A 22,004-nucleotide genomic window follows, 5' to 3' on the forward strand; every position below is an offset into this window, starting at 1 on the left:
GCGACCGGGAACGCCATGGATCTGCGCCAGCTTCGCTATTTCGTCACCATCGTGGAGGTCGGCTCCTTCTCCAAGGCGGCCCATCGGCTGCGGGTCGCCCAGCCGGCGCTGAGCCAGCATGTGCGCAACATGGAGCAGGATCTCGGCGTCGAGCTTCTGTTCCGCAACCCGCAGGGCGTGCGCCCGACGGAAGCGGGCGAGACTCTGGTGCGCCATGCCCGGCTCATACTGGGCCAGATGGAGGTGGCGCGGGAGGCGGTGCGCGGCGGCATGAGCGAGCCGTCCGGCGAAGTGCGGTTCGGCATGCCCGGCACCATCAGCCAGATGCTGTGCGTGCCGCTGATCTCCGAGGCGCGCCGGCGCTATCCGAAAGTGAAGCTGCGCGTCGCCGAGGCCATGAGCGGCTTCGTGCTGGACTGGCTGCGCGAAGGCAAGATCGACCTCGGCATCCTCTATCGCACGGTGAACGACCGAGGTTTGGTGGCGCGGCGCGTTCTGACCGAGGACCTCTGCCTCATCGGCTCCGCGCTGACGCCCAGCCCCGACGCCCCTGAGGCGGGGCCGGTGCCCTTCTCGCAGGTGGCGGAATTGACCCTCATCCTGCCGAGCCCCGGCCATGGCCTGCGCGAACTCATTGAGGAGCGGGCCCTTTCCGAAGGCGTGCGGCTCTCCACCGTCATCGACATCGACACCTACGGCCAGATCAAGCTGCTGGTGGAGGGCGGGCTCGGCTATGCCATCCTGCCGGAGGCGGCGGTGAAGCGGGAGGTGAGCGAGGGGCGCCTGCGGGCCTGGCCGGTGGGGGTGCCCGTGCTTACCCGCGACCTGCACATCGTCTGCCCCTCCGACCGGCCGCTCTCCAATGCGGTGCGCGCCATCGACGCATTGGCCCATGCCACCCTGGTGCGCCTGGTGCAGGAGGGCGCCTGGGGCGCCCGCCTGATCGCGCCCGAGGATGACACCGACAGCGCTGCGTGACGGCTTCCCAAGGGGATCAGAAGCAGCTGGTGGGCGCGCCCTCTTCGGCGATGCGCTTCCAGTCGGGACCCAGCGTCTCGCGGGCGGAGAGGGCATTCTCACTGCCGGGCTCGCCGTCCTTGAACATGCGGATATAGAAGTCCTGATTGTAGCTGCCGGTGGGAATGGTCGGTCCCGGGCGGTAGGACGTGGTGGTGGTCACTTGCCCGTTAGGCTGTGTGGTGCGGACGGTCTCGTAGGTGCCGGGCCGCTGCACATAGCGCACATTGTTGGCGCTCTGCTCGCCCAGGACCAGATAGCGGTCAAACCCCGAGCGGATGGTCTCCACCGCCGCCGCCTTCGCCGCCACGGCCGCCGCCTGGGTGCTCCCGCATTCCGGGTCCACCTTCGCCTTGATGATGGCTTCGTTCTGCGCCGTGCGCACGGTTTCCGCGCTGGCGCAGGCACACAGGACAAGCGGCAGAAGAAGAATTGAAATCTTACGCATTATTTCAGCCCCTTCTTAACGCGAACATGTTCGTTAATTTTCCTTAAAGACGTTCGCGTCGGAAGAGTCGAATTGTTTTCACTCAAGACGCAACTTTCCAGATCGGATTCACGTTCGCACTTCTCTTGCAAGCGACAGCGGCGACGCTTGAGACTTCGAGCGCGGCAAAAGCCGAGGCGGCCGTTCCTGGCACAGGTTTGCACGCCCGCCCGACACGCGGAGAGCCAGATGTTTTCGCTATGGCATCCAAGTCAAAATAGTCTTTTGAGATAGCCCGCCCAGAACACAAGATGCCCCCGGTTCGCTGAGGCGGACACGGGAATAATCATCGCATCAAGCGGGATGGAGGAACGCCGACCATGATCCGTCGATTCTTGGCGGCCGCGGGGCTGTCGCTCATGAGCCTCATGCCGGCGCTGGCCCAGGACAAGCCAGCCGAGCTGCGCATTGGCATCACCACCTATAGCTCCGGCGCCGCCTCGGTCTTCGGCGTGCCGGCGCGCGACGCGGCCGAGCTTCTGGCCGAGGACATCAACAAGAAGGGCGGCATTCAGGGCGTCCCGGTGAAGCTCTACTTCATCGACGAAGGCGCCGGCATCGAAACGCTGATGACCGAATACCGCCGCATGGTGCAGGACACCAAGGTGGACGTGATGTTCGCGTCCATCTCGTCCGGCGTCTGCAACAAGATCGCGCCGCTGGCGGAGGACCTGAAGGTCCTCAACTTCATGTGGGATTGCGGCACCCAGCGCATTCTGGAAGACGACAAGTATTCCTACGTCTTCCGCACCCAGGCCAATGCCACCCCGGAAGTGCTCGCCCCCCTGCTCTATCTCCTGAAGACCAAGCCGGACTTCAAGACGGTTGCCGTCGTGAACCAGGACTATGCCTGGGGCCGTGACAGCTGGGCCATTTTCTCCGAGGCGCTGAAGGTGCTGAAGCCCGACGCCAAGGTGGTGGCCGAGTTCTTCCCCAAGTTCGGCGCGCCGGACTTCTCCACCGAAGTCTCCCGCCTGCTGGCTTTGCGTCCGGACGTGATCCTCTCCACCTCCTGGGGCGGCGATCTCGACACCTTCGTGCGCCAGGCCAACCAGCGCGGCCTGTTCCGCACCTCCCAGTTCGTGCTGCCGCTGGCGGAAAGTTCGCTGGAGCGCCTCGGCAACGACTTGCCCGAGGGCGTGATCGTGGGTGGTCGCGGCGATCATTACTTCCTTCATCCTGAAATGAAGGGCGATCCCAAGTTCAAGGCCTTCATCGACGCCTACAAGGCCAAGACCGGCCACTATCCGATCTATTCGGTGTTCCACATGGCCCAGGCCTTTGCCGCCCTCCAGGCGGTCTATGACAAGGCGGTGGCGGCCAATGGCGGCAAGTGGCCCACCAAGGAGCAGGTGGCGGCGGCCATGCCGGGCCTGAAGTTCCAGGCCTTCGGCCGCCCGGTGGAAATCCGCGCCGACGGCCAGGGCATCGAGGACCAGCTTATCGGCACCACCACCCGCGTGCCCGGCTATTCCTTCGACGTGCTGGACAAGATGATGATCTTCCCCGCCTCCCAGCTCATGCCGCCCGTGGGGCAGAAGTCGGAGGCCTGGATCAAGACCCTGACCCCGGCGCTCATCGACATCAAGGTCGACAACTTCTCGCACGGCAACTGAGGCCGTCTTGACGGCCGGCGGCACCGGGCCATCGCCCGGTGCCGCAAGCTTCCCGCCGCGCCGCCGTCACGGGCGCGGAACGTTCGGCAGGCGGCCGGGGCGCGATGACGCCCGGCGCGCGGTCCCGGAAGGTCGCACATGTCATTCGACACCCTGATGCTCGCCGTCTGCGACGGCATCGCCTATGCTTCCCTGGTCTTCCTCGTCGCCGTGGGGCTGACCTTCATCTTCGGCGTGCTGGGCGTGCTCAACATTGCCCACGGCTCCTTCTACGCGCTCGGCGCCTATGTGGCGGTGAGCGCCGGCATTGCGCTGACGAAAGCCGGCTTCAGCCCCTGGCTGACCTTCCCCGCCCTCTTCGGCGCCGCGCTTGCGGTGGGCATCGTGCTGGGCGGGCTGATGGAGAAGTTCCTGCTCCAGCGCATCTATGACAAGGAACAGGTGCTCCAGATCCTCGTCACCTTCGCCATCTTCATGATGCTGGAGAATGTGCAGCGCCTGGTCTGGGGCGTGCAGCCCTATTTCATGTCGGAACCGCTGCAATTGCTGGGCAATGTGGAGCTGTTCGGCATCAGCTACACCGCCTACCAGACCATCTTCCTGCCGATCCTCGCCGTCATTGTGCTGGTGGGCCTGCGCACCTTCCTGCGCCACACCTCGGCGGGCGCGCAGATCCTGGCGGTGACCGAGGACCGGGAAGCGGCCAGCGCCATCGGCATCAATGCGGAGCGGGTCTACTTCCTGACCTTCATTGTCGGCGCGAGCCTTGCGGCGCTGGGCGGCGCGGTGGCGGCGCCCACCACCTCCCTCATTCCCGGCATGGGCGCGGAGATGATCGTCCTGTCCTTCGCGGTGGCCGCCACCGCCGGCCTTGGCCAGATCGAGGGTGCGGCGGTGGCCGCCCTGATGATCGGCCTCGGGCGCTCGCTCGCCGTCTATGTGGCCCCCGAATTCGAGGTGCTCGTGCCCTATATCCTCATGGTGCTGGTGCTCATCGTCCGCCCGAGCGGCCTGTTCGGCGCGCCCCAGCTGCGGAAGATCTGACATGACCGCCCGCTCCCTCTTCTTCCTTGTCGTCGCGGCTGTGCTCGCCGCCATCCCCTTCTTCCTGCCCTCGGCGGAGACGTTCCTCGCCATCGTCTATGCCAAGAGCCTGGCGGTGCTTGGCATCATCCTGCTGCTCCAGGCGGGTCAGGTCTCGTTCGGCCACGGCATGTTCTTCGCCACCGGCGCCTATACCGTGGCCTTTCTCGGCCGGAGTCTGGGCGGCGGAGACCTCGGCCTGCTCATCGTGGCGAGCGTCGTCACGTCCGCGCTCCTCGGCGTGGTGGTGGGCCTCTTCGTGGTGCGCTACCGCTACATCTTCTTCGGCATGCTCAACCTGGCCTTCTCCATGGTGCTCTATTCCATCCTGGAGAAGTTCTTCCACCTGACGGGCGGCTCGGACGGCCTGCGCATCCTGCGCCCCACCGTGTTCGGCCAGTCCTTCGAGCGCGCCGGCTTCGATGGCGTCCTTTATTACCTGACTCTCGCCCTCGCGCTCGCCGCCGCCTGGCTGGTCTGGCTCTATCTGAAGAGCCCGCTGGGGCAGGCGCTGAAAGCCATCAAGACCAACGAGACGCGGCTGGAATATATTGGCCTGTCCGCCCGCACCGTGCTTCTTGTGGGCTACGTCATCTCGGCGGTTTTGTGCGGGCTTGGCGGGGCGGCGCTGGGCGTCATCCAGGGCATTGCGACGCCGGAATATACCTATTGGACGCGCTCGTCGGAATTCGTCTTCATCGCCATCCTCGGCGGCGTGGGCAATGTGGCCGGCGCGCTCACCGGCTCCCTGGTCTATGAGGCGATCCGCACCTATGCGGCGGCTTTCGTGGCCGATTCCTGGCAGCTCATCCTCGGCTTCGTGCTGCTGGTCATCATCCTGCGCGCGCCCACCGGCATTGTCGGCATGGTGGAAACCATCGCCGCCCGCCGCCGCGCCGCGCGCCCCGCCCACCCCGTCGCGACGGAGCCCGCGGAATGAACGCGCACGCTCATCCCATCCTGCTGGAAGCCCGGGGCCTTGAAATCCGGTTCGGCGGCGTGGTGGCCGCCGATGGCATCGACCTTGATGTGCGGGCCGGCGAGAACCTCGCCATCATCGGCCCCAACGGCGCCGGCAAGACCACCTTTCTCAACATCTGCACCGGCTATCTGCGGCCCAAGGCCGGCTCGGTGCGGTTCGAGAACAAGGAGATCACCGCACAGCCGCCGCGCGACATCACCCGTCTCGGCATCGCCCGCGCCTTCCAGATCCCGCAGCTTTTTTCCGACCACACGGTGCTGGAAAACATGCTGCTGGCCGCCGCCGTCCGCGAGCGGCGCTGGAACCTCCTGCGCCCGCTCGACCACATCGCCGAGCGAGGCGAGATGATCGCCCTCCTCGATCTGGTGGGCTGCGCCGATGACAAGGACAAGCGCGCCGGCGAACTGCCGGAGGGCCACCGCAAGCTCGTCGACATCGCCATCGCGCTGGCCCTGAAGCCCAAGCTCCTGCTCATGGACGAGCCCACCTCCGGGGTGGCGTCGGCGGACAAGTTCGAGGTGATGGAGATCCTCGTCTCAGCGCTCGCCAAGGCCAAGGTGTCCTCGGTCTTCGTGGAGCACGACATGGACATGGTGCAGCGCTATGCCAGCCGGGTGGCGGTGTGGAGCACCGGCAAGATCAAGCGCCTCGGGACGCCGAAGGAGGTCCTGGAGGACCCCGAGGTGATCCGCACGGTCATCGGAGGCTGAGCCATGCTGACCCTCGATCACGTCACGGTCTCGTTCGGCGCCGTCCCGGTGCTGCGCAATGTCACCTTCGCGATGAAGGAGGGCGAGACGGTCGCCTTTATCGGCCGCAACGGCGCCGGCAAGACCACCACTTTGCGCACCATGATGGGCTTCACCCAGAATGGCGGGCGCATCACCTTCGACGGCCATGACCTGGCCGCCGTGCCCGCCCACAAGCGGCCGGGGCTCGGCATCGGCTATGCGCCGGAGGATCGGCGCCTCTTCTCCCGTTTCACGGTGGAAGAGAACATCCTCCTGCCGGCCCAGGTGGCCAAGCTCGACGCCGCCGAGACGAAGCGTCGCCTCGACCGGGTCTATGACATCCTGCCTGAGCTGAAGGAGATGGCGCGGCGCCCTGCCGGCTCCGTCTCCGGCGGACAGGGCAAGATGGTGGCGCTCGGCCGCGCGCTGATGCTGGCCACCCGCCTCGTCCTACTGGACGAGCCCTTCCAAGGCCTCGCGCCGGTTCTGGCCAACCGCTATGCCGAGGCGCTGCGGCGCCTTCGGGACGCGGATTCCAGCCTCACCCTCATCATCACCGAATCCAACCCCCACCTCCTGCGCTCCTTCGCCGAACGCACCATCACCATCGAGCGCGGAGAGATCGCGCAGGACGTGGCAAACGAAGGACTGGCCGCATGACCGAGCACGTGCCCGCACCCGCAGGGGCGGTTGCCGCCGCCAAGGGCGTCTTCATCAACAATAGCTGGCGCCCGGCCGTCTCCGGCCGCGAGCTGGACGTGGTGGCGCCCGCCGAAGGCGTGGTGTTCGCCCGCATAGCCGCGGGCACCAAGGCAGACGTGGACGCGGCGGTGGCCGCCGCGCGCCATGCGGTGGAGGAAGGCCCCTGGAGCCGCCTCACCGCCACCGAGCGCGGGCGCCTGCTCTCCAAGCTTTCCGTCGCCATCGCGGACAATGCCGAGGAACTGGCCAAGCTCGAAGCCCGCGACACCGGCAAGCCCATGAAGCAGGCGCGGGCCGACATCGTCGCCGCCGCGCGCTATTTCGAATTTTACGGGGGCGCCGCCGACAAGCTGCATGGCGAGACCATTCCCTTCCTCGCCGGCTATTTCGTGCCGACCGAGCGCGTGCCCCACGGCGTCACCGCCCACATCATCCCCTGGAACTACCCCGCCCAGATGTTCGGCCGCACCATCGGCCCGGCTTTGGCCGTCGGCAATGCGACTGTCGTTAAGCCGGCCGAGGATGCCTGCCTGACCCCGCTGCGCATCGCGGAACTGGCTGCCGAGGTGGGCTTCCCCGAGGGCGCCATCAATATCGTGCCGGGTCTTGGAGAAGAGGCGGGCGCGGCGCTGTCCTCCCATCCGGACATCGACTTCATCGCCTTCACCGGCTCGCCGGAAGTGGGCACGATGATCCAGACCGCCGCCGCCAAGAACCATATTGGCTGCACGCTGGAGCTGGGCGGCAAGTCGCCCCATGTGGTGTTCGCCGATGCGGATTTCGACGTGGCCATTCCGGTCATCGCCAACACCGTGGTGCAGAATGCCGGGCAGACCTGCTCGGCCGGCTCGCGCCTGCTGGTGGCGCGCTCCGCCTATGACGAGGTGGTCTCGCGCCTCGCCGCCCGCTTCGCCACGCTGCGCGCCGGATCGCCCGAGATGGACCTCGATCTCGGCCCGGTCATCAATGCCAAGCAGAAGGAACGGGTGGACGGCTTCTTCTCGCGCGCGGCGGACACCGGCGTCGCCGTGCTGGCGCAGGGTGAGGTGGCGCAGGGCGTGCCCGGCGGCGGCTTCTACGTGCCGCCCCGTGTGTTCGGCCCGGTGCCGCGCACCCATGAGCTGGCCACCGACGAGGTGTTCGGCCCGGTCATCTCCGTGCTGCCCTTCGACGACGAGGCCGACGCCATTCGCCTCGCCAACGGCACCGAGTTCGGCCTCATGGCCGGCATCTGGTCAAAGGATGCCTCCCGCGCCATCCGCGTCGCCCGCAAGGTGAAGGCGGGGCAGGTCTATGTGAATGCCTATGGCGCCGGCGGCGGCATCGAACTGCCCTTCGGCGGCATGAAGAAATCCGGCCATGGCCGCGAGAAGGGCTTCGAGGCGCTCTATGAGTTCTCGACCCTCAAGACCTTGATCATCAAGCACGACTGAGGAAACGCACATGCGGCTCAAGGACAAGTCCGCGCTCGTGACGGGCGCGGCATCGGGCTTCGGCGCGGAGATCGCCCGGATGTTCGCCCGCGAGGGGGCCAAGGTCACCATCATGGACCTGAACGGCGATGGCGCCGCTCAGGTGGCGGCGGAGATCGGGCCGGCCGCCATTGCGGTGAAGGGCGACGTGACCAGCCGCGCCGACGTGGAAGCGGCGGTGAAGGCCGCGCAGGACCATGGCGGCAAGCTGGATATCGTCATCAACAATGCCGGCTGGACCCACCGCAACAAGCCGCTTCTGGAAGTCACCGAGGCGGAGTTCGACAAGGTCTACGCCATCAATGTGAAGTCCATCTATTACATGATCCACACGGTGGTGCCGGTCATGTCCGCCCAGGGCGGCGGCGTGGTCATCAATATCGGCTCCACCGCCGGCATCCGGCCCCGTCCGGGCCTCACCTGGTACAATTCCACCAAGGGCGCGGTGAATCTGGCCACCCGTTCGCTCGCCGTGGAACTGGCGCCGCAGAAGATCCGGGTGAATTGCGTCGCCCCGGTCATGGGCGCCACCGCGCTGCTGGAGAGCTTCATGGGCGTGCCCGACACGCCCGAGAATCGGGCGCGCTTCATCTCCACCATTCCGCTGGGCCGCCTCTCCGAGCCCAAGGACATTGCCGGCGCGTGCCTCTACCTCGCCTCCGACGAGGCCGAGTTCATCACCGGCGTGGTGCTGGAAGTGGATGGCGGACGCACCGTCTGACGCGCCCTGTGCCCAAACAGAAAGGCCCGCCGCGAACCCTCGCGGCGGGCCTCTTCGTTGGCGGAAAGGGCAATCGTTCAGGCGTAGAAGCTGGCGATCAGCACGAAGCCCAGAAGCGAGATGAAGGCCCAGGAGGCAGCGCCCAGCGCCAGCGGCTTGAAGCCCTTGGCGCGCAGCTTGCGGACATCTGTCTCAAGGCCCATGGCACCGAGCGCGATGGCCAGGAGGAAGGTGGTGACCTGTGCGATCTGGGGCTTGGCTTCGGCGGGCACGATGCCGAGGCTGTTCACCACGATCATGGCCATGAAGCCCAGAACGAACCAGGGCACCGGCGGGGCGGCACGGCCCGCCTCGCCCCCCTTGGCGCGGCGGGTGGCGGCGAAGCCCAAGGCGAGGACCAGCGGCGCCAGCAGCATCACGCGGGTGAGCTTGGCCACCGTGCCGAACTCGCCCGCCTCCTGTCCGCCCTGGAAAGCGGACGCCACGACCTGCGCCACCTCATGGATGGTGGCGCCGGTCCACAGCCCATAGGCGTGGGCGGAGAAACCGGTGAGCGGCAGGAGCACCGGGAACAGCAGCATGGAGATGGAGCCGAACACGGTGACGCAGGCCACCGCATAAGCCACGTCCTCGTCCGACCCGCGTGTAACCGTGTTGGTGGCGATGACGGCGGAGGCGCCGCAAATGGACGTGCCGGCGGCGATCAATTCCGCGAGGCGCGGCTCCACCCCGATGGCGCGACCGATCCAGCGGGTGACGAAGAAGGTGGACACCAGGCAGGCGGCAACGATCAGGAAGCCGGACAGGCCGATCATCTGCACCTGGGCCAGCGTCAGTTGCAGGCCGAGCAGGATGATGCCGAAGCGCAGGATGCGGCGCAGGGAGAATTTCACACCGGGAATGGCCCAGGCAGGCGTTCCGATCAGATTGTGAAAGCTCATGCCGACCACGATGGCGATCACCAGCGGGCTCAAGGAGGAAATGCCCGGAATCAGGCGCAGCGCATAGGCAAGGCCGGCGACCGTAACGGTCAGCGCCAGCCCCGGCAGAATATTCCCCGCCGCCTTCGCGACCGGCCCCACGGGGCCGGCCAAAAATGACGGCGCCACCCTCTCATCGGCCATTTCGGCCTCCCTGTTTGCCCGGCTCAAAAGTGCGGCGGCGCGTTCGATCGATCAAATAGGCAATAGTGTTTGTTCTGATCTCATTTTCAGATTGGTGCCACCTGATCCACGGATGCCGGTGTCCAGAAACCGCACGCGGCCCCACGGAGGTCATCAGAGCGTCACCGGAAGGTCTGCAGCGCTTCACATGGGAAGGGTTGTAATGCGCTCGGCCGCACTCGTTCAAAGGGCGGCGGCGCATGCGGGAGACGCGGGGATGCGGGCACGCCTTTTGACTGCGGTCGCGGGATTCATGGCCATTTCCAGCCAATGGGCCTTGGGGGCGGATCTTCCCGTCAAGGCGAAGGCGGTGGAATATGTCCGCGTGTGCAGCACCTATGGCGCCGGCTATTACTACGTGCCCGGCACGGATACCTGCCTGCGCCTGGGCGGCTATGTCCGCTTTGATACCTACCTGAACGCGGTCGGCACCTTCAACCCGGCCATCTCGTCGACCGCCTCCACCGCCTTCAAGGCGCCGGGCGCCAGCATTGGCGGCTATCCCTTCAGCACTTCCGCAGATCCCGCCTATCTGACGCGCGCCCGCACCATTCTGGACCTGGATGCCCGCACCGCCACCGATTATGGCGTGCTGCGCTCCTATCTCCGCTTTGGCATGCAATGGGATTCGCAGGCCAGTGCGGGAAGCCCGTCCGGGGCGTCCGCCTATTTCGAGCGCGCCTTCATTCAGTTTGCAGGCTTCACCTTTGGCTATACCCAGTCGTTCTTCGACACCGGCATCGGCTACATGATGACCACGCCCTATGCGGGCTCCAACACCTGGACCTCGCTGATCGGCTATACCGCGCAGTTCGGCCACGGTGTTTCGGCGACGCTGGCGGTGGAGGATGCAGCCAGCCGCACGACGGGCCTGCAATACGGCCCCTCCACCGCCACCTTCGCATCTAGCACCACCCTCTCCAGCCTTGGCGGCATGAGCTATCTGAACGCGCAGGAAGGCACCCGCATCCCGGATTTGGTGGCCAATCTGCGCCTCGACCAGGCCTGGGGAACGGCCCTGCTGTCGGGCGCGCTGCACCAGGTGGCGGGCATGACACCCCCTGCGGCGGGCGCGGCCTATCTGGGCGCTGCAGGTTCGGATGCCTGGGGCTGGGCGCTGGGCGGCTCGCTGGAGGTGAAGCTGCCGATGCTGGCTGCGGGCGACAGCCTGTATCTGCAGGCCAATTACGCCTCCGGCGCGCTGAACTATCTGGGCCTGTCCGGCAATTACCAGGCGCGGGCCTCCGGCCTCGGGGCCCTCGACCTGAATGCCGGCCTCGCCACGGTCACCGGCGGCTATTATCCCATCGCCGATGCCATATGGAACGGCTCGGATTATGCCCAGGAGAAGGGTTTCGCCCTCCAGGCCCAGTTCCGCCATTTCTGGCAGCCGGCTTTGCGCTCCGCGGTCTATGGCGGCTATGTCCGGCTGGACGTGCCCCAGAATGCCACCTTCTCCGCAGCCACTGTCGCGGGCGCGCCGGCCGCCGGCCGGTTCAATGCGGGCTTCGACGTGGAGATGTGGCAGGCGGGCCTCAACACCGTCTGGTCTCCCGTCCGCAACCTCGATCTGGGCGTGGAAGTGCTCTATTCGCGGGTCAGCGGAAGCCTGCCGCTGAGCACGGTGACTGTCTCGGGCACGCCGGCTGCCGGCAGCGTGGCCATGTTCGGCGGGTCGGCGGACGTGTGGTCGGGGGGCGTTCGCGCCCAGCGGAACTTCTAGGGCCTTATGTGTCGGGGACCTCAAGGGTGGTGTTGAACACCACCAGGTCGCCGCGATACTGGCCAATGCCGAGATAAAGCACGTGGCCGGCCTTGTCCGTGATGACACGCCGCACCTCGCCCACGGGTGCCCCCACGGGCAAGTCGAGCAGGCGGGCAACCGTGAGGTCCGCCGCCAGGATGCGGAAGGACTGGGTCATCTTCTTCACCTTGGGCTGGCCAAGGCGACCGAGCACGGCGATGACCATGGCCTGGTCGAACGCCTCCGGTGCCAGCGCATAGCAGGCATTGTCGAGATAGAGGTCGATTACGCAATAAGGCTGGTTTCCCACCCGGTGGACGCGGCGCATATAGCGATAGGAGGGGGCTGCTTCCCCCTCCTCCGGGCGCAGCGCGGGTAAGGATACATCCGCCTCCACCGTCAGCGCCTGGGGCAGGTTGCCGTCCAGCATCTGAAGGAAATTGTCCCAGCTGGAATCCAGGTGAATGGTCTTGCGGGGTGTCACCACGTCGGCGACGAAGGTGCCCTTCCCCTGCACCCGATCGATCAGCCCGTCATCCGCCAAAACGCCCAGCGCCTGGCGGACCGTGACGCGGGCCATGCCATACATTTCGGACAATTGTTCAAGGGTTGGCAATTGTGTGCCGGGCGGCCAGCGGCCCTCCTCGATCTCGGCGCGCAGCAGATTGGAGAGGGCCACATAGAGCGGCAGGGCAGACGTGCGCAGGCGCCGGCGCGCCTCCTCACCATCATGCACGTCCCCGTTCAGGCCCATCGCCGCGCTGTCCACCAGACCCATCTCCGCTTCACTCGATCTCGCCGCATGTGGAGCCGATCTGTCTAGTCCTTCCGGGGACGCAGACGAAGCCCATTTGCTGGGCGCATCTGCGCGCTGACGGCGACCGAAGAAAAGGCACCTTGCCCATGAATTAATCTTGTCTGCTGGTTGACCATACCATAGCATCTTTCCCAGACACAGAGGGAAGACGACCGCAACCGGCGCTCCCCCCGGCCGTCCCAGGCCGGGCCCAGCCAGAGGGATATGGTCCATGCAAAAATCACGACATTTGCGCCTTGCTGCCATCGCGGCGGCCGCCGTCTTCAGCTTCGCCGCGCCAGTGCGGGCGGAGATGAGCAATGTGCGCGTCGCCACCCAGATCGGCCTGCCCTACCTGCCGCTGATCGTCATGCAGAGCGACAAGCTGTGGGAAGAAGAGGCCAAGAAGCGTGGCGTCGACGTGACCGTCGAATATGCCCGCCTTGGCGGCGGCGGACCGCTCAATGATGCGCTGCTGTCCGATTCCGTGCAGATCGCCTCGGCCGGCCTCGCCCCCATGCTGACCTTGTGGGACAAGACCTCGAAGAATTACGGGGTGAAGGGCCTCTCGGCCATCAACGCCTCGCCCATGTACCTGCTCACGAACAATCCGAACATCAAGTCCATCAAGGATTTCGGCCCCAACGACCGGATCGCCTTGCCGAGCATCAAGGTGTCCATCCAGGCCATCGTGCTGGCAATGGGCGTGGAGCAGGCGTTCGGGCCGGGCAAATCGGGGGAATTGGACAATATCCAGGTGGCCATGGCCCATCCGGAAGCCTATGCGGCGCTCACCTCCAAGGCGGGCGGCATCACCGGCTATATGGCCTCCTCCCCGTTCCAGGAGCGGGCGCTGAAGGTGCCGGGCATCACCAAGGTGGCGGATTCCTTCCAGATCCAGGGCGGCCCCGCCACCCTCTCCGTCATCTATGCCAAGTCGGACTTTGTGAAGAACAATCCCAAGCTCGTGGAAGCCTTCATGGCCGCCCAGCGGCGCGCGGTGGACCTCATCAAGACCGACCTGAAGGGCTCCATCGACAAATATTACGCCGTCACCGGCGACAAGACCGACCGGGCCATCGTCGAACAGATCCTGTCCTCCCCCGAATACGACTTTGACATCTACCCGAAGGAAAGCATGAAGATCGCTGACTTCATGTATCGCACCGGCGCGCTGAAGCAGAAGCCGACGTCCTGGAAGGACTATTTCTTCGAGACCGTGCATTCCGAAAAGGGCAACTGACCTTTCGGATCGCTCGACCGGCGCGGGCCGCCCGCCCGCGCCTCTTCACCTTGTCACGCTCCTCATCGCGGTGCCCTCGCCGCGGACGGCCCCTTGCGTCCGCCCGCAGCCCCGTCCCCAACCTGCCGAGTGACCGATGCCGTCTCCCGAAACCCTGCTCTTCTCCTTCGCCCTCGTGGGCGATACCCATGTGAAGCCCGAGAGCGGCGACCAGTCCGCGCCCTGGAAGGTGAACGAGAAGGCCACCCGCCGCGCGCGCTTCATCGCCCGCGAGATCGCCCGCTACGAGCCCAAGTTCGTCATCCATCTGGGCGATCTGGTGCACCCGGTGCCCGAACTGCCCACCTTCGATGCGGCGGTGGCGCTGATGCAGGACGTGTTCCGTCAGCACCACAACCGCATGCATGTGCTGCCGGGCAATCACGACATCGGCGACAAGCCCAACCGCGCCATGCCGGCCAAGGGGGTGCGGGAAAGCTGGATCGACATCCATGAGAAGAATTTCGGCCCCGGCTGGCGGGCCTTCGACCAGGACGGCATCCGCTTCATCCTGCTCAACACGCCCATCCTGAATTCCGGCCTGCCACGCGAGGCGGAGCAGCGCGCATGGCTGGAAGGGGCGCTCGCAGAGGCCAAAGGCCGGCGCATCTTCGTCTTCCTCCACTATCCCCTGTTCCTGCTCGGGCCCAATGAGCCCAGCACCTATGACAATATAGACGAGCCCGCCCGCTCGGATCTTCTTTCCCTCTTCCGCGCCAATCAGGTGGAAGCGGTCTTCGCCGGCCACGTACACAACATCTTCTATCATCGGCTGGACGACACCGAATTCTACGTCATGCCCGCCACGTCCTTCGTGCGGCAGGACTATTCGGAAATGTTCCGCATCGAGGCGGCGGCCGAGAATGGCCGCGACGATGCCGAGAAGCTCGGCTTCGCCATGATCGACGTCCATTCCGACGGCCATGTGGTGCACTATCTGCGCAGCTATGGCGCGGAGATCGCGGAAGCCGAGCAGCAGGCGCCCATCGCCGTGCGCTCCACCGCCCCCCTGCCCCACCCCAAGAAAAGCGGCGGCGCGCCCATCGGCGTCTTCCTGCGCCACCCCTGGGCCGAGACCGTCACCCTGCCGCAGAACGGCCCCATGGATGAGTTCGTGCGCAAGCAGGCACGCAACGATTATCCCATCGCCGCGCTCTGGCGCCTGGGCGTCAACCATGCCCGCGTGCCGCTGGACGATCTGATGGACCCCGTCTCCCGCGCCCGCATGGCGGACCTCGTCGCCATCGGCCATCGCTTCACCGTCTCCGGCTTCGGCGTGCCCGCGGGCGCGGCCCGTGCCGCCCTCATCGAACATGCGGGGCTGGTGGACCGCTTCGAGTGCGTGCTGCCCTTTGAGGCGATCCTGCCTTCCGCCCCCGCGCTCTCTGCCTTCCGCTCCGACTTCGCCCGGCCCGTGACGCTCGCCCGCGTCGCCACCTCGGCGGATGAGGCGAAGGTTGGGTCGAAGATCGAATTGTTCGTCTCCCACGGCTTCCGGCCGGACCAGTTGCCGGAGATCGAGGAGCTTGTAGCGGGTGGCCTCACTGGCATTGACGGCGTGGTGGTGCGGGCGGGCCTTGGCGCCGATTTCGTCACCCTCGCCGCAATGCTGGACACCTGGTCGAAGGCCAACGGCCTGTCGGTGGACCTCAACCTTCGCGTGGCCGCCAACAACCCCGCCACCAATGTCACCGATGACGGTGCGATCCTGGCGGCGGCGGCGGAGGCCTATGCCTGCGCCCTCGCTTTTCCCGCCCTCACCGTCATGTTCGATCCCTTCATGGATCTGGACCGGGGCTATTTCGTGCGCCATGGCCTTGTGGACCGCCGCTGCAACCTGCGCCCCGCCGGCCTTGCGGTGGAAGCGCTGGCGGCTTTCCTGCCCTGCGATGGAGTCTCGTCTCCTGCCCTGACGGCGAGCACCCCAGCCGGCGGCCGTGTCCTGATGCTGGACAGCACGGGCATGGTCGCCGCCATCCTCCTGCCGTCACCGGGGACATCGCTGGAGATCCCGGCCGAGTTCGCCGTGCGCCTGCCGGAGGCCCTTCACATCGTGCCCCTCGACGCCCCCTGGACCCTCTCCCCCATCCTCGGCAGCCTCCCCACGGGGCGCTTGCCGGCGCGCGTGGACGGGCCGACCCTGCTGGTCGGTTCTCACGCCAAATAGGGATAAGCGCCCCATGAGCCTTGCCCCCGCCCGCGACCCCGCACAGCCGGTCCTGACCGCTGACGATGTGTCGCTCCAATATCGCACCCGCGATCATCTGGTGACCGCCACCTGGCGGGTCTCCTTCAAGGTCCATCCCGGCGACCGCTTCGTGCTGCTCGGCCCGTCGGGATGCGGCAAGTCCTCGCTGTTGAAATCGGTGGCCGGCTTCCTGCCGCCGGTGGAAGGGCGCATCCGCCTCAATGGGCGGGAGATCAAGGGCCCCGGCCCCGACCGCATGATGGTGTTCCAGGAGTTCGACCAGCTGCTGCCCTGGAAAAGCGTGTTCGAGAACGTGGCCTATCCGCTCAAATGCACCGGCCGCTTTCCCGCCGCCGACATAGAGCGCCGGGTGCGCGGCTATCTGGACAAGATCGGCCTCACGCGCTTTGCCGATGCCCATCCCCACATGCTCTCCGGCGGCATGAAGCAGCGCGTGGCCATCGCCCGGGCCATGGCCATGGAGCCCGACGTTCTGCTCATGGACGAGCCGTTCGCGGCGCTCGATGCCCTTACCCGCCGCACCATGCAGGCGGAATTGCTTCGCCTGTGGGACGAGACGCGATTCACTCTCCTGTTCGTCACCCATTCCATTGAGGAGGCCCTGATCGTGGGCACCCGCATCCTCGTCCTCTCCCCCCATCCCGGACAGGTACGCGCCGAGCTGGACGCCACTGGCCTTGGCTTCGAGGAGATGGGCTCGCCCCGCTTCGTGGCCCTGCAGAACCGGATCGAAGCCATGCTGTTCGGCCATGCCGCTGCTGAGGAGGCCCACTGATGAGCGAGGTCCTTCCCCTGCGCGGCGATCCGCCCGCCCGGCCCGAATATGAGCGCACGCCGGAGACGCTGGGCACCATCGGTGAGATCCAGCGCCAGCTCACATTGGCGGAGCGGCTGGGACAGAACGCCTTCTTCCGGCGCCTCCTGCTCCTGGTTGCGCTGGGCGCCGCCTGGCAGATCTATGCGGTCATGCTCAACAACGAGCTGATGTTCCCCACCTTCAGCGCCACGGTTGCCGCGCTGTGGGATGCACTGGTGCACGGCACGCTCCTGGAGCGCACGCTCTATTCGCTGAAAGTGCTGGTGATTGGCTATGTGATCGGCGTCGGCCTCGCCGGCCTGCTGGTGTCGCTCTCCGCCTCCACGCGGTTCGGCAACGACCTGCTCTCCACGCTCACCGCCATGTTCAACCCGTTGCCGGCCATCGCGCTTCTGCCGTTGGCGCTGTTGTGGTTCGGGCTCGGCATGCCCTCCATCGTCTTCGTCATCGTGCATTCGGTGCTGTGGGCGGTGGCGCTCAACACCCATTCCGGTTTCCAGTCGGTGAGCGAAACCATGCGCATGGCCGGCCAGACCTTCGGCCTGAAGGGGCTGCGCTACATTTTCGGCATCCTCATCCCGGCGGCGCTGCCCTCCATCGTGTCGGGCCTCAAGATCGGCTGGGCCTTTGCCTGGCGCACGCTGATCGCCGCCGAACTGGTGTTCGGCGCCTCCTCCCGCTCGGGCGGCCTTGGCTGGTTCATCTTCGAGAACCGCAACTCGCTTGAGACACCTTACGTATTTGCCGGCCTGCTCATGGTGATCCTGATCGGTCTCGCCATCGAGGGGCTCGTCTTCCGCACGCTGGAAATCCACACCGTGCGCAAATGGGGAATGCAGAGATGATCCTCTCCAACCCGTCGGACACCGGCACAGCCCCGGTCCGCGCCCGCCCCAATTGGGTGCCCGAGCCGCCCTCCATCGCCCCCGAGCGGGCCGGCCGCGTGACGCTCTCCCCCGCCGGCCCCTTCCCGGCCGGCTCCTATCAGCACATCACGCTCACCTATACCGCCGGCCATTACGGCATCGACGATACGGGCACGCTGCGCGTGTGCTTCCGCTTCGCCACCGACCAGGGCCAGCCGCAATTTACCGATCCGGCGGGCGCCAATTACGTCTCCATCAGCGCCAGCAATGGCGCGGTGCTGGATGCGCGCTTCGACTACAAGCTGAATGTGCGCCCCTTCGACCGGACACTCGTGATCCGGGTGGTGAAGGGATATCTGAAGGAAGGCGACACCATCACGGTAAGCTTCGGCGATCCGGCCGGCGGCTCGCCCGGCTTCCGCCTCCAGACCTTCGCGGACCCCTTCCACGAGTTCCAGGTGCTGGTGGACCCCATCGCCTGCGGCCATTATGTGCGCGTGCCCGACCAGCCCACCTTCGCCATCGTGGCGGGGCCGGTGGAAACCTACGCCCTCGTGCTGCCCACCCGCGTCGCGCCGGGCGCGCCCTTCGCGCTGGGCATCCGGGCCGAGGACCGCTGGGGCAATCCGGCGGATCTCTCCGGCCGCCGCCTCCTGCTGGAGGCGGACGGTGCGGTGGAGGGCCTGCCGGCTGACATCGGCCTCGCGCAGGCGACCCCCTCTTTGCGCGTCGAGCCCCTCACCGCCGGTGAAGGCGTGGTGCGCATTCGCCTGAAGGACGAGGCGGGCGCGGTGCTCGCCACCTCCAACCCCGCCGTGGTGGCGCCCGCAGACGGCCTCCTGCGCCTGTGGGCGGACCTCCACGCCCAGAGCGGGGAAACCATCGGCTCCTCCTCCGCGCACGATTACATGTGCTTTGCCCGCGACGTGGCCTTCCTGGACGCGGTGGGCCACCAGGGCAACGACTTCCAGATCACGCTGGACTTCTGGGCCGAGCTGAACCGGCTGATGGGCACCTTCAACGCGCCCGGCCGCTTCATCACCGTTCCCGGCTATGAATGGTCCGGCAATACGGGCCTCGGCGGGGACCGTAACGTCTTCTTCCCTCGCGAGGACGGCACCATCCGCCGCTCCTCCCACGCGCTGGTGCCGGACCGCTCGGATGAGACCACCGACGCCATCGACGCCCGGGCTTTGTTCCGCGACCTCGGCGCCTCGGGCGATGACCCGGTCTGCTGGGCCCATTGCGGCGGGCGCTATGCGGACATCCATTACGCGCACGACGTGCGGATCGAGCGCGCGGTGGAGGTGCATTCCTCCTGGGGGACGTTCGAATGGCTGCTGGCGGATGCCTTCGAGCGCGGCTATCGGGTGGGTGTGGTCTGCAATTCCGACGGCCATAAGGGCCGCCCCGGTGCCGAGGCCCCCGGCGCCTCCATGTTCGGCGCATTGGGGGGCCTCACCTGCTTCCTCGCGCCGCGCTTCGACCGGCCGGCCCTGTTCGAGGCCATGAAGGCCCGCCATCATTACGGCACCACCGGATCGCGGCTTGATCTCGACATGCGCATCCAGTTGCCGGAGGGCAGCCTTGTCTATGGCGACGACCCGTCCTTGCCCGAAGCCGAGGGCGAGCCGGCGACCAGCGCCCTCATGGGCGACATCGTCGCCACCCGGGCGGGTACCGCGCGCCTCAGTCTGCGCCTGGAAGCCCCGAGCCCGCTCGTCGCCCTGGAAATCCGGGACGGCACGCAGGTGATCGAGACCATCCGGCCCTATGGCGATGCCAAAGGCGGCCGGCGGATCGTGGTGATCTGGTCGGGCGCCGAATATCGCGGCCGCTTCCGCCAGAGCGTGTGGGACGGTGCCCTGGAGGTTTCGGGCAACATGATCGTCTCCGCCAAGCCCATCAATTTCTACAACCCCGACAAGCCGTTGAAGATCGAAGGCCACAGCGTCGCCTGGCAGTCGGTGACCACGGGCAATTTCGCCGGCGTCGAGCTGGAGCTGGCCGATGCCGAGTCCGGCCGGCTCACCGTCACCACGCCCAACGGCACGCTGGACCTGGCGATCGCGGACATTGCCGCCGAGCCCACCACGATGGATTGCGGCAAGCTGGAGCGCGCCCTCGCCGTCTATCGCCTGCCGGATGAAAATCCCCATCTGTCGCTGGTGCTGGAGCGCGACATTGCCCTCGAAGCCGGCACGGAGCGGCGCATCCTGGTGGCCGCCACGTTCGAGGACGGGCATCGGGCCTGGTCGAGCCCCATCTATCTCATTCCGGAGACGGAGCGGTGAGCGCGCCCTTCGCCTTCGTCCCCCTCGCCCCCGGCCGGAGCCTTGAAAAGCCCCGGCGCACGGGGCTGACCATGATGATCGACCAGGGACTCGGCCTTGGCGCGGTGCGCGACATCCTGGCGACGTCCGGGGCTTATATGGACCTCGCCAAGATCAAGACCGGCACCGCCCGGCTCTATGGCGAGGCTGTCCTTAAGGAAAAGCTCGCCACCTACAGGGACGCCGGCGTGCGCCCCTTCATCGGCGGCCAGTTCCACGAATATGTCTTCGCCACCCTGGGCGCGGACGCGCTGCCCGGCTTCTATGCGGAAGCCTTGCGGCTGGGCTTTGCCACCATCGAAATCTCCGACAATGTGGTCCCCCTCACCGATGCCGAGCGGGCCGGCCAGATCCGTGCGGCGCGGGCGGCGGGGCTGTCCGTCTTCGCGGAAGTGGGCGCCAAGGATCGCCGCACCACGGCGGCCGAGATGGTGAGCCAGGCCCAGATCTGCCTCGCCGAGGGCGCCGAGCTGGTGCTGGTGGAGGCGGCCGAGCTGGTGGTGGACGGCGTCGCCGACGAGGACATGCTGGCCGCCCTCCATGCGGGCATCGATCCAGCAAAGCTGATGTTCGAATTGCCCGGCCCCTGGATTGCCGGCGTGCGCGCCTGCGACATCGAGAGCCTGAAGAAGCTGCTGGTGCGCAGCTTCGGGCCGGATGTGAATGTGGCCAACGTGCCGCCGGACACGGTGCTGGATTTCGAGGCCACCCGCACCGGCCTCGGCGTCGCCGGCCCGCCCAGCTTCTGGCACTAAGGTCAGGCGTAGGGCACGCCCTCAGCCGCCCTTTCGCCGCACGCTCTTGGGCGGCATGCCGAAGGCCCGGCGGAAGGCGGTGGCGAAATTGGCGGAGGAATTGTAGCCCGCCAGAAAGGCTGCCTGCGCCACGGTGAGGCCGTCCTCCTCCAGGGCATGGCGGGCGCGCTCCAGCTTCCGACGGCGCACATATTCGAACACGGTCATGCCGAAGACCGAGCGGAACAGGCGCTGAAGCGAATTGGCGCTCATGCCGGCGGCGCGCGCCACATCCTCAAGGGTGAGGTCGCCATCGAGCCGTGACTCCAGGAAGTCGTGCACCTCCCACATGCGGCGCTGGTCGCGGGGCAGCACGGTGCCCTCGGCCGGCCGCGTCTCAACCGCCGCGATCTCGGCCAGCGCCTCTGCGGCCATGTCCAGCGCACGGCTTTCCAACTGCAGGGCATGAAGCAGGGGCCCGTGGACTGTGGGGCGCAGCACCTGCTCGGCCAGCGACACCAGCCGCGCGGAGGGGCGGAAGCGGACATGGGCCAGGTGATCGCGGCTGAACGTGCGCACCTTCTTCTGGCCCCCCAACCCGTCGAGGCCATCCCCCTCCACCCAATCCAGCGGCAGGGAGACATTCACCTTGCGGACACGGGTGCCGCGCCGGCCCTGGCGGCGGAAGAGATGCGGCTCGGCCCGTGCAATCACCGCCCCTTCGAGGGTTCCTCCCGTAGCCCCCGGCCCCAGCAGGAAGCGTCGGCCGCCCAGTTCCACGTCGGCCATGCCGTCGAGAAACAGGGAGATGGTCAGACCCTCCTTATGCTCGAGCTGGGTGGTCAGATCGTGCATGTCGAAGGCGTCGGTGGAATGGAGGGTCAGGCCGGATCGCAGCCGCAGCATCTGATAGCGGCCCCGCAAGGCCGCCGCTCCCTCATCGCACAGGTCCGGTGCGAGGACGGCAAAGCGCGTACCGCACAAGGCAGATGCGCGGGCAATGTCGCCCTGGCTGACGAAAGGCATACGCGGCCGCGCTGGCCCCTCGCCCGTCTCGCCACGCCGGGAAGCCGGATTTGCCTCGTCTCGCCCATGGGTCATGGGATGAGAGAGCGTCACTGCGGTGCGCTTGTCAATATAACGCGCACGCACTCAAATTAGTATTATTCCAAATAAGCCACCCCACAGCTTGCAGCAACAGATGGAAACCGTATGATCGGCTCTGTTGATGTGTCTGTTCTAATGAAAT

The 22,004-nt window shown here is 66.7% G+C and carries 19 protein-coding genes; 15 read left to right on the forward strand and 4 right to left on the reverse strand.

The window, feature by feature from the left end; genetic code table 11:
- Window positions 1-15: 15 nt before the first annotated feature.
- Window positions 16-978 carry a LysR substrate-binding domain-containing protein gene (locus tag J5J86_RS10455; RefSeq protein ID WP_209104832.1) on the forward strand — a complete coding sequence of 321 codons (963 nt, stop codon included), beginning with the start codon at window positions 16-18 and terminating at the stop codon, window positions 976-978.
- A 16-nt stretch (window positions 979-994) separates the two neighbouring features.
- Here J5J86_RS10455 and J5J86_RS10460 read toward each other — a convergent pair whose 3' ends face one another.
- Window positions 995-1,465 carry a hypothetical protein gene (locus J5J86_RS10460; protein WP_209104833.1) on the reverse strand — a complete coding sequence of 157 codons (471 nt, stop codon included), beginning with the start codon at window positions 1,463-1,465 and terminating at the stop codon, window positions 995-997.
- Window positions 1,466-1,824: 359 nt separating this feature from the next.
- Between J5J86_RS10460 and J5J86_RS10465 the strand changes: the two genes are divergently transcribed.
- The 7 genes from J5J86_RS10465 (at window position 1,825) to J5J86_RS10495 (ending at window position 8,811) form a co-directional block, all read left to right on the forward strand.
- Entirely contained in the window at window positions 1,825-3,120 is a 1,296-nt protein-coding gene (locus tag J5J86_RS10465; protein WP_209104834.1) for an ABC transporter substrate-binding protein, read from the forward strand.
- A 138-nt stretch (window positions 3,121-3,258) separates the two neighbouring features.
- Complete coding sequence (locus J5J86_RS10470; RefSeq protein ID WP_209104835.1) at window positions 3,259-4,164, forward strand: branched-chain amino acid ABC transporter permease; 906 nt, start codon at window positions 3,259-3,261, stop codon at window positions 4,162-4,164.
- Between the two features lies 1 nt (window position 4,165).
- Complete coding sequence (locus tag J5J86_RS10475) at window positions 4,166-5,143, forward strand: branched-chain amino acid ABC transporter permease (protein ID WP_209104836.1); 978 nt, start codon at window positions 4,166-4,168, stop codon at window positions 5,141-5,143.
- On the forward strand, window positions 5,140-5,895 hold the full coding sequence (locus J5J86_RS10480; RefSeq protein WP_209104837.1) for an ABC transporter ATP-binding protein: 756 nt from the start codon (window positions 5,140-5,142) through the stop codon (window positions 5,893-5,895). Before J5J86_RS10475 ends, J5J86_RS10480 begins: the two co-directional genes overlap by 4 nt.
- Window positions 5,896-5,898: 3 nt before the next feature.
- A complete protein-coding gene (locus J5J86_RS10485; protein WP_209104838.1) occupies window positions 5,899-6,576 on the forward strand; it encodes an ABC transporter ATP-binding protein in 678 nt (225 codons plus the stop codon).
- Window positions 6,573-8,051, forward strand: a complete 1,479-nt coding sequence (locus J5J86_RS10490) for an aldehyde dehydrogenase family protein (RefSeq protein WP_209104839.1) — start codon at window positions 6,573-6,575, stop codon at window positions 8,049-8,051. The genes J5J86_RS10485 and J5J86_RS10490 overlap by 4 nt, the downstream gene beginning before the upstream one ends.
- A gap of 10 nt (window positions 8,052-8,061) precedes the next feature.
- Window positions 8,062-8,811: an SDR family oxidoreductase gene (locus J5J86_RS10495; protein WP_209104840.1), complete on the forward strand. Its 750-nt coding sequence runs from the start codon at window positions 8,062-8,064 to the stop codon at window positions 8,809-8,811.
- Window positions 8,812-8,888: 77 nt separating this feature from the next.
- On the opposite strand, the gene J5J86_RS10500 is transcribed toward J5J86_RS10495, so the two are convergent.
- Window positions 8,889-9,935, reverse strand: a complete 1,047-nt coding sequence (locus J5J86_RS10500; RefSeq protein ID WP_209104841.1) for a YeiH family protein — start codon at window positions 9,933-9,935, stop codon at window positions 8,889-8,891.
- Window positions 9,936-10,191: 256 nt separating this feature from the next.
- On the opposite strand from J5J86_RS10500, the gene J5J86_RS10505 reads away from it, so the two are divergent.
- Window positions 10,192-11,697, forward strand: coding sequence for a porin (locus J5J86_RS10505; protein WP_209104842.1), 1,506 nt, complete (start codon window positions 10,192-10,194; stop codon window positions 11,695-11,697).
- Window positions 11,698-11,701: 4 nt separating this feature from the next.
- Here the strand turns inward: J5J86_RS10505 and J5J86_RS10510 are convergent, their stop codons facing one another.
- A complete protein-coding gene (locus J5J86_RS10510) occupies window positions 11,702-12,487 on the reverse strand; it encodes a GntR family transcriptional regulator (protein ID WP_209104843.1) in 786 nt (261 codons plus the stop codon).
- A 259-nt stretch (window positions 12,488-12,746) separates the two neighbouring features.
- Between J5J86_RS10510 and J5J86_RS10515 the strand changes: the two genes are divergently transcribed.
- From J5J86_RS10515 to J5J86_RS10540, 6 genes are all read left to right on the forward strand, one after another.
- The gene (locus J5J86_RS10515; protein ID WP_209104844.1) at window positions 12,747-13,757 is read left to right on the forward strand and encodes an ABC transporter substrate-binding protein; all 1,011 of its coding nucleotides are present in this window, start codon (window positions 12,747-12,749) and stop codon (window positions 13,755-13,757) included.
- 136 nt (window positions 13,758-13,893) lie between these two features.
- A complete protein-coding gene (locus J5J86_RS10520; RefSeq protein ID WP_209104845.1) occupies window positions 13,894-15,963 on the forward strand; it encodes a metallophosphoesterase family protein in 2,070 nt (689 codons plus the stop codon).
- 13 nt (window positions 15,964-15,976) lie between these two features.
- The gene (locus tag J5J86_RS10525) at window positions 15,977-16,780 is read left to right on the forward strand and encodes an ABC transporter ATP-binding protein (RefSeq protein ID WP_209104846.1); all 804 of its coding nucleotides are present in this window, start codon (window positions 15,977-15,979) and stop codon (window positions 16,778-16,780) included.
- Window positions 16,780-17,667 (forward strand): ABC transporter permease, encoded by an 888-nt coding sequence (locus J5J86_RS10530; RefSeq protein WP_209104847.1) that lies wholly within the window; start codon window positions 16,780-16,782, stop codon window positions 17,665-17,667. The genes J5J86_RS10525 and J5J86_RS10530 overlap by 1 nt, the downstream gene beginning before the upstream one ends.
- Complete coding sequence (locus J5J86_RS10535; protein ID WP_209104848.1) at window positions 17,664-19,982, forward strand: DUF3604 domain-containing protein; 2,319 nt, start codon at window positions 17,664-17,666, stop codon at window positions 19,980-19,982. The genes J5J86_RS10530 and J5J86_RS10535 overlap by 4 nt, the downstream gene beginning before the upstream one ends.
- Window positions 19,979-20,776, forward strand: coding sequence for a phosphosulfolactate synthase (locus J5J86_RS10540; protein WP_209104849.1), 798 nt, complete (start codon window positions 19,979-19,981; stop codon window positions 20,774-20,776). The genes J5J86_RS10535 and J5J86_RS10540 overlap by 4 nt, the downstream gene beginning before the upstream one ends.
- 21 nt (window positions 20,777-20,797) lie before the next feature.
- Here the strand turns inward: J5J86_RS10540 and J5J86_RS10545 are convergent, their stop codons facing one another.
- Window positions 20,798-21,781 carry a helix-turn-helix transcriptional regulator gene (locus J5J86_RS10545; protein ID WP_209104850.1) on the reverse strand — a complete coding sequence of 328 codons (984 nt, stop codon included), beginning with the start codon at window positions 21,779-21,781 and terminating at the stop codon, window positions 20,798-20,800.
- Between the last annotated feature and the right edge of the window lie 223 nt (window positions 21,782-22,004).

The sequence above is a fragment of the Aquabacter sp. L1I39 genome (genome assembly GCF_017742835.1).
GTDB lineage: Bacteria > Pseudomonadota > Alphaproteobacteria > Rhizobiales > Xanthobacteraceae > L1I39.

Excerpts from the sequence above, each read along its gene's own strand:
- J5J86_RS10455 (WP_209104832.1), top strand. The coding sequence starts at position 16 with ATGGATCTGCGCCAGCTTCGCTATTTCGTCACCATCGTGGAGGTCGGC.
- J5J86_RS10460 (WP_209104833.1), bottom strand. The coding sequence starts at position 1,465 with ATGCGTAAGATTTCAATTCTTCTTCTGCCGCTTGTCCTGTGTGCCTGC.
- J5J86_RS10465 (WP_209104834.1), top strand. The coding sequence starts at position 1,825 with ATGATCCGTCGATTCTTGGCGGCCGCGGGGCTGTCGCTCATGAGCCTC.
- J5J86_RS10470 (WP_209104835.1), top strand. The coding sequence starts at position 3,259 with ATGTCATTCGACACCCTGATGCTCGCCGTCTGCGACGGCATCGCCTAT.
- J5J86_RS10475 (WP_209104836.1), top strand. The coding sequence starts at position 4,166 with ATGACCGCCCGCTCCCTCTTCTTCCTTGTCGTCGCGGCTGTGCTCGCC.
- J5J86_RS10480 (WP_209104837.1), top strand. The coding sequence starts at position 5,140 with ATGAACGCGCACGCTCATCCCATCCTGCTGGAAGCCCGGGGCCTTGAA.
- J5J86_RS10485 (WP_209104838.1), top strand. The coding sequence starts at position 5,899 with ATGCTGACCCTCGATCACGTCACGGTCTCGTTCGGCGCCGTCCCGGTG.
- J5J86_RS10490 (WP_209104839.1), top strand. The coding sequence starts at position 6,573 with ATGACCGAGCACGTGCCCGCACCCGCAGGGGCGGTTGCCGCCGCCAAG.
- J5J86_RS10495 (WP_209104840.1), top strand. The coding sequence starts at position 8,062 with ATGCGGCTCAAGGACAAGTCCGCGCTCGTGACGGGCGCGGCATCGGGC.
- J5J86_RS10500 (WP_209104841.1), bottom strand. The coding sequence starts at position 9,935 with ATGGCCGATGAGAGGGTGGCGCCGTCATTTTTGGCCGGCCCCGTGGGG.
- J5J86_RS10505 (WP_209104842.1), top strand. The coding sequence starts at position 10,192 with ATGCGGGCACGCCTTTTGACTGCGGTCGCGGGATTCATGGCCATTTCC.
- J5J86_RS10515 (WP_209104844.1), top strand. The coding sequence starts at position 12,747 with ATGCAAAAATCACGACATTTGCGCCTTGCTGCCATCGCGGCGGCCGCC.
- J5J86_RS10520 (WP_209104845.1), top strand. The coding sequence starts at position 13,894 with ATGCCGTCTCCCGAAACCCTGCTCTTCTCCTTCGCCCTCGTGGGCGAT.
- J5J86_RS10525 (WP_209104846.1), top strand. The coding sequence starts at position 15,977 with ATGAGCCTTGCCCCCGCCCGCGACCCCGCACAGCCGGTCCTGACCGCT.
- J5J86_RS10530 (WP_209104847.1), top strand. The coding sequence starts at position 16,780 with ATGAGCGAGGTCCTTCCCCTGCGCGGCGATCCGCCCGCCCGGCCCGAA.
- J5J86_RS10535 (WP_209104848.1), top strand. The coding sequence starts at position 17,664 with ATGATCCTCTCCAACCCGTCGGACACCGGCACAGCCCCGGTCCGCGCC.
- J5J86_RS10545 (WP_209104850.1), bottom strand. The coding sequence starts at position 21,781 with ATGCCTTTCGTCAGCCAGGGCGACATTGCCCGCGCATCTGCCTTGTGC.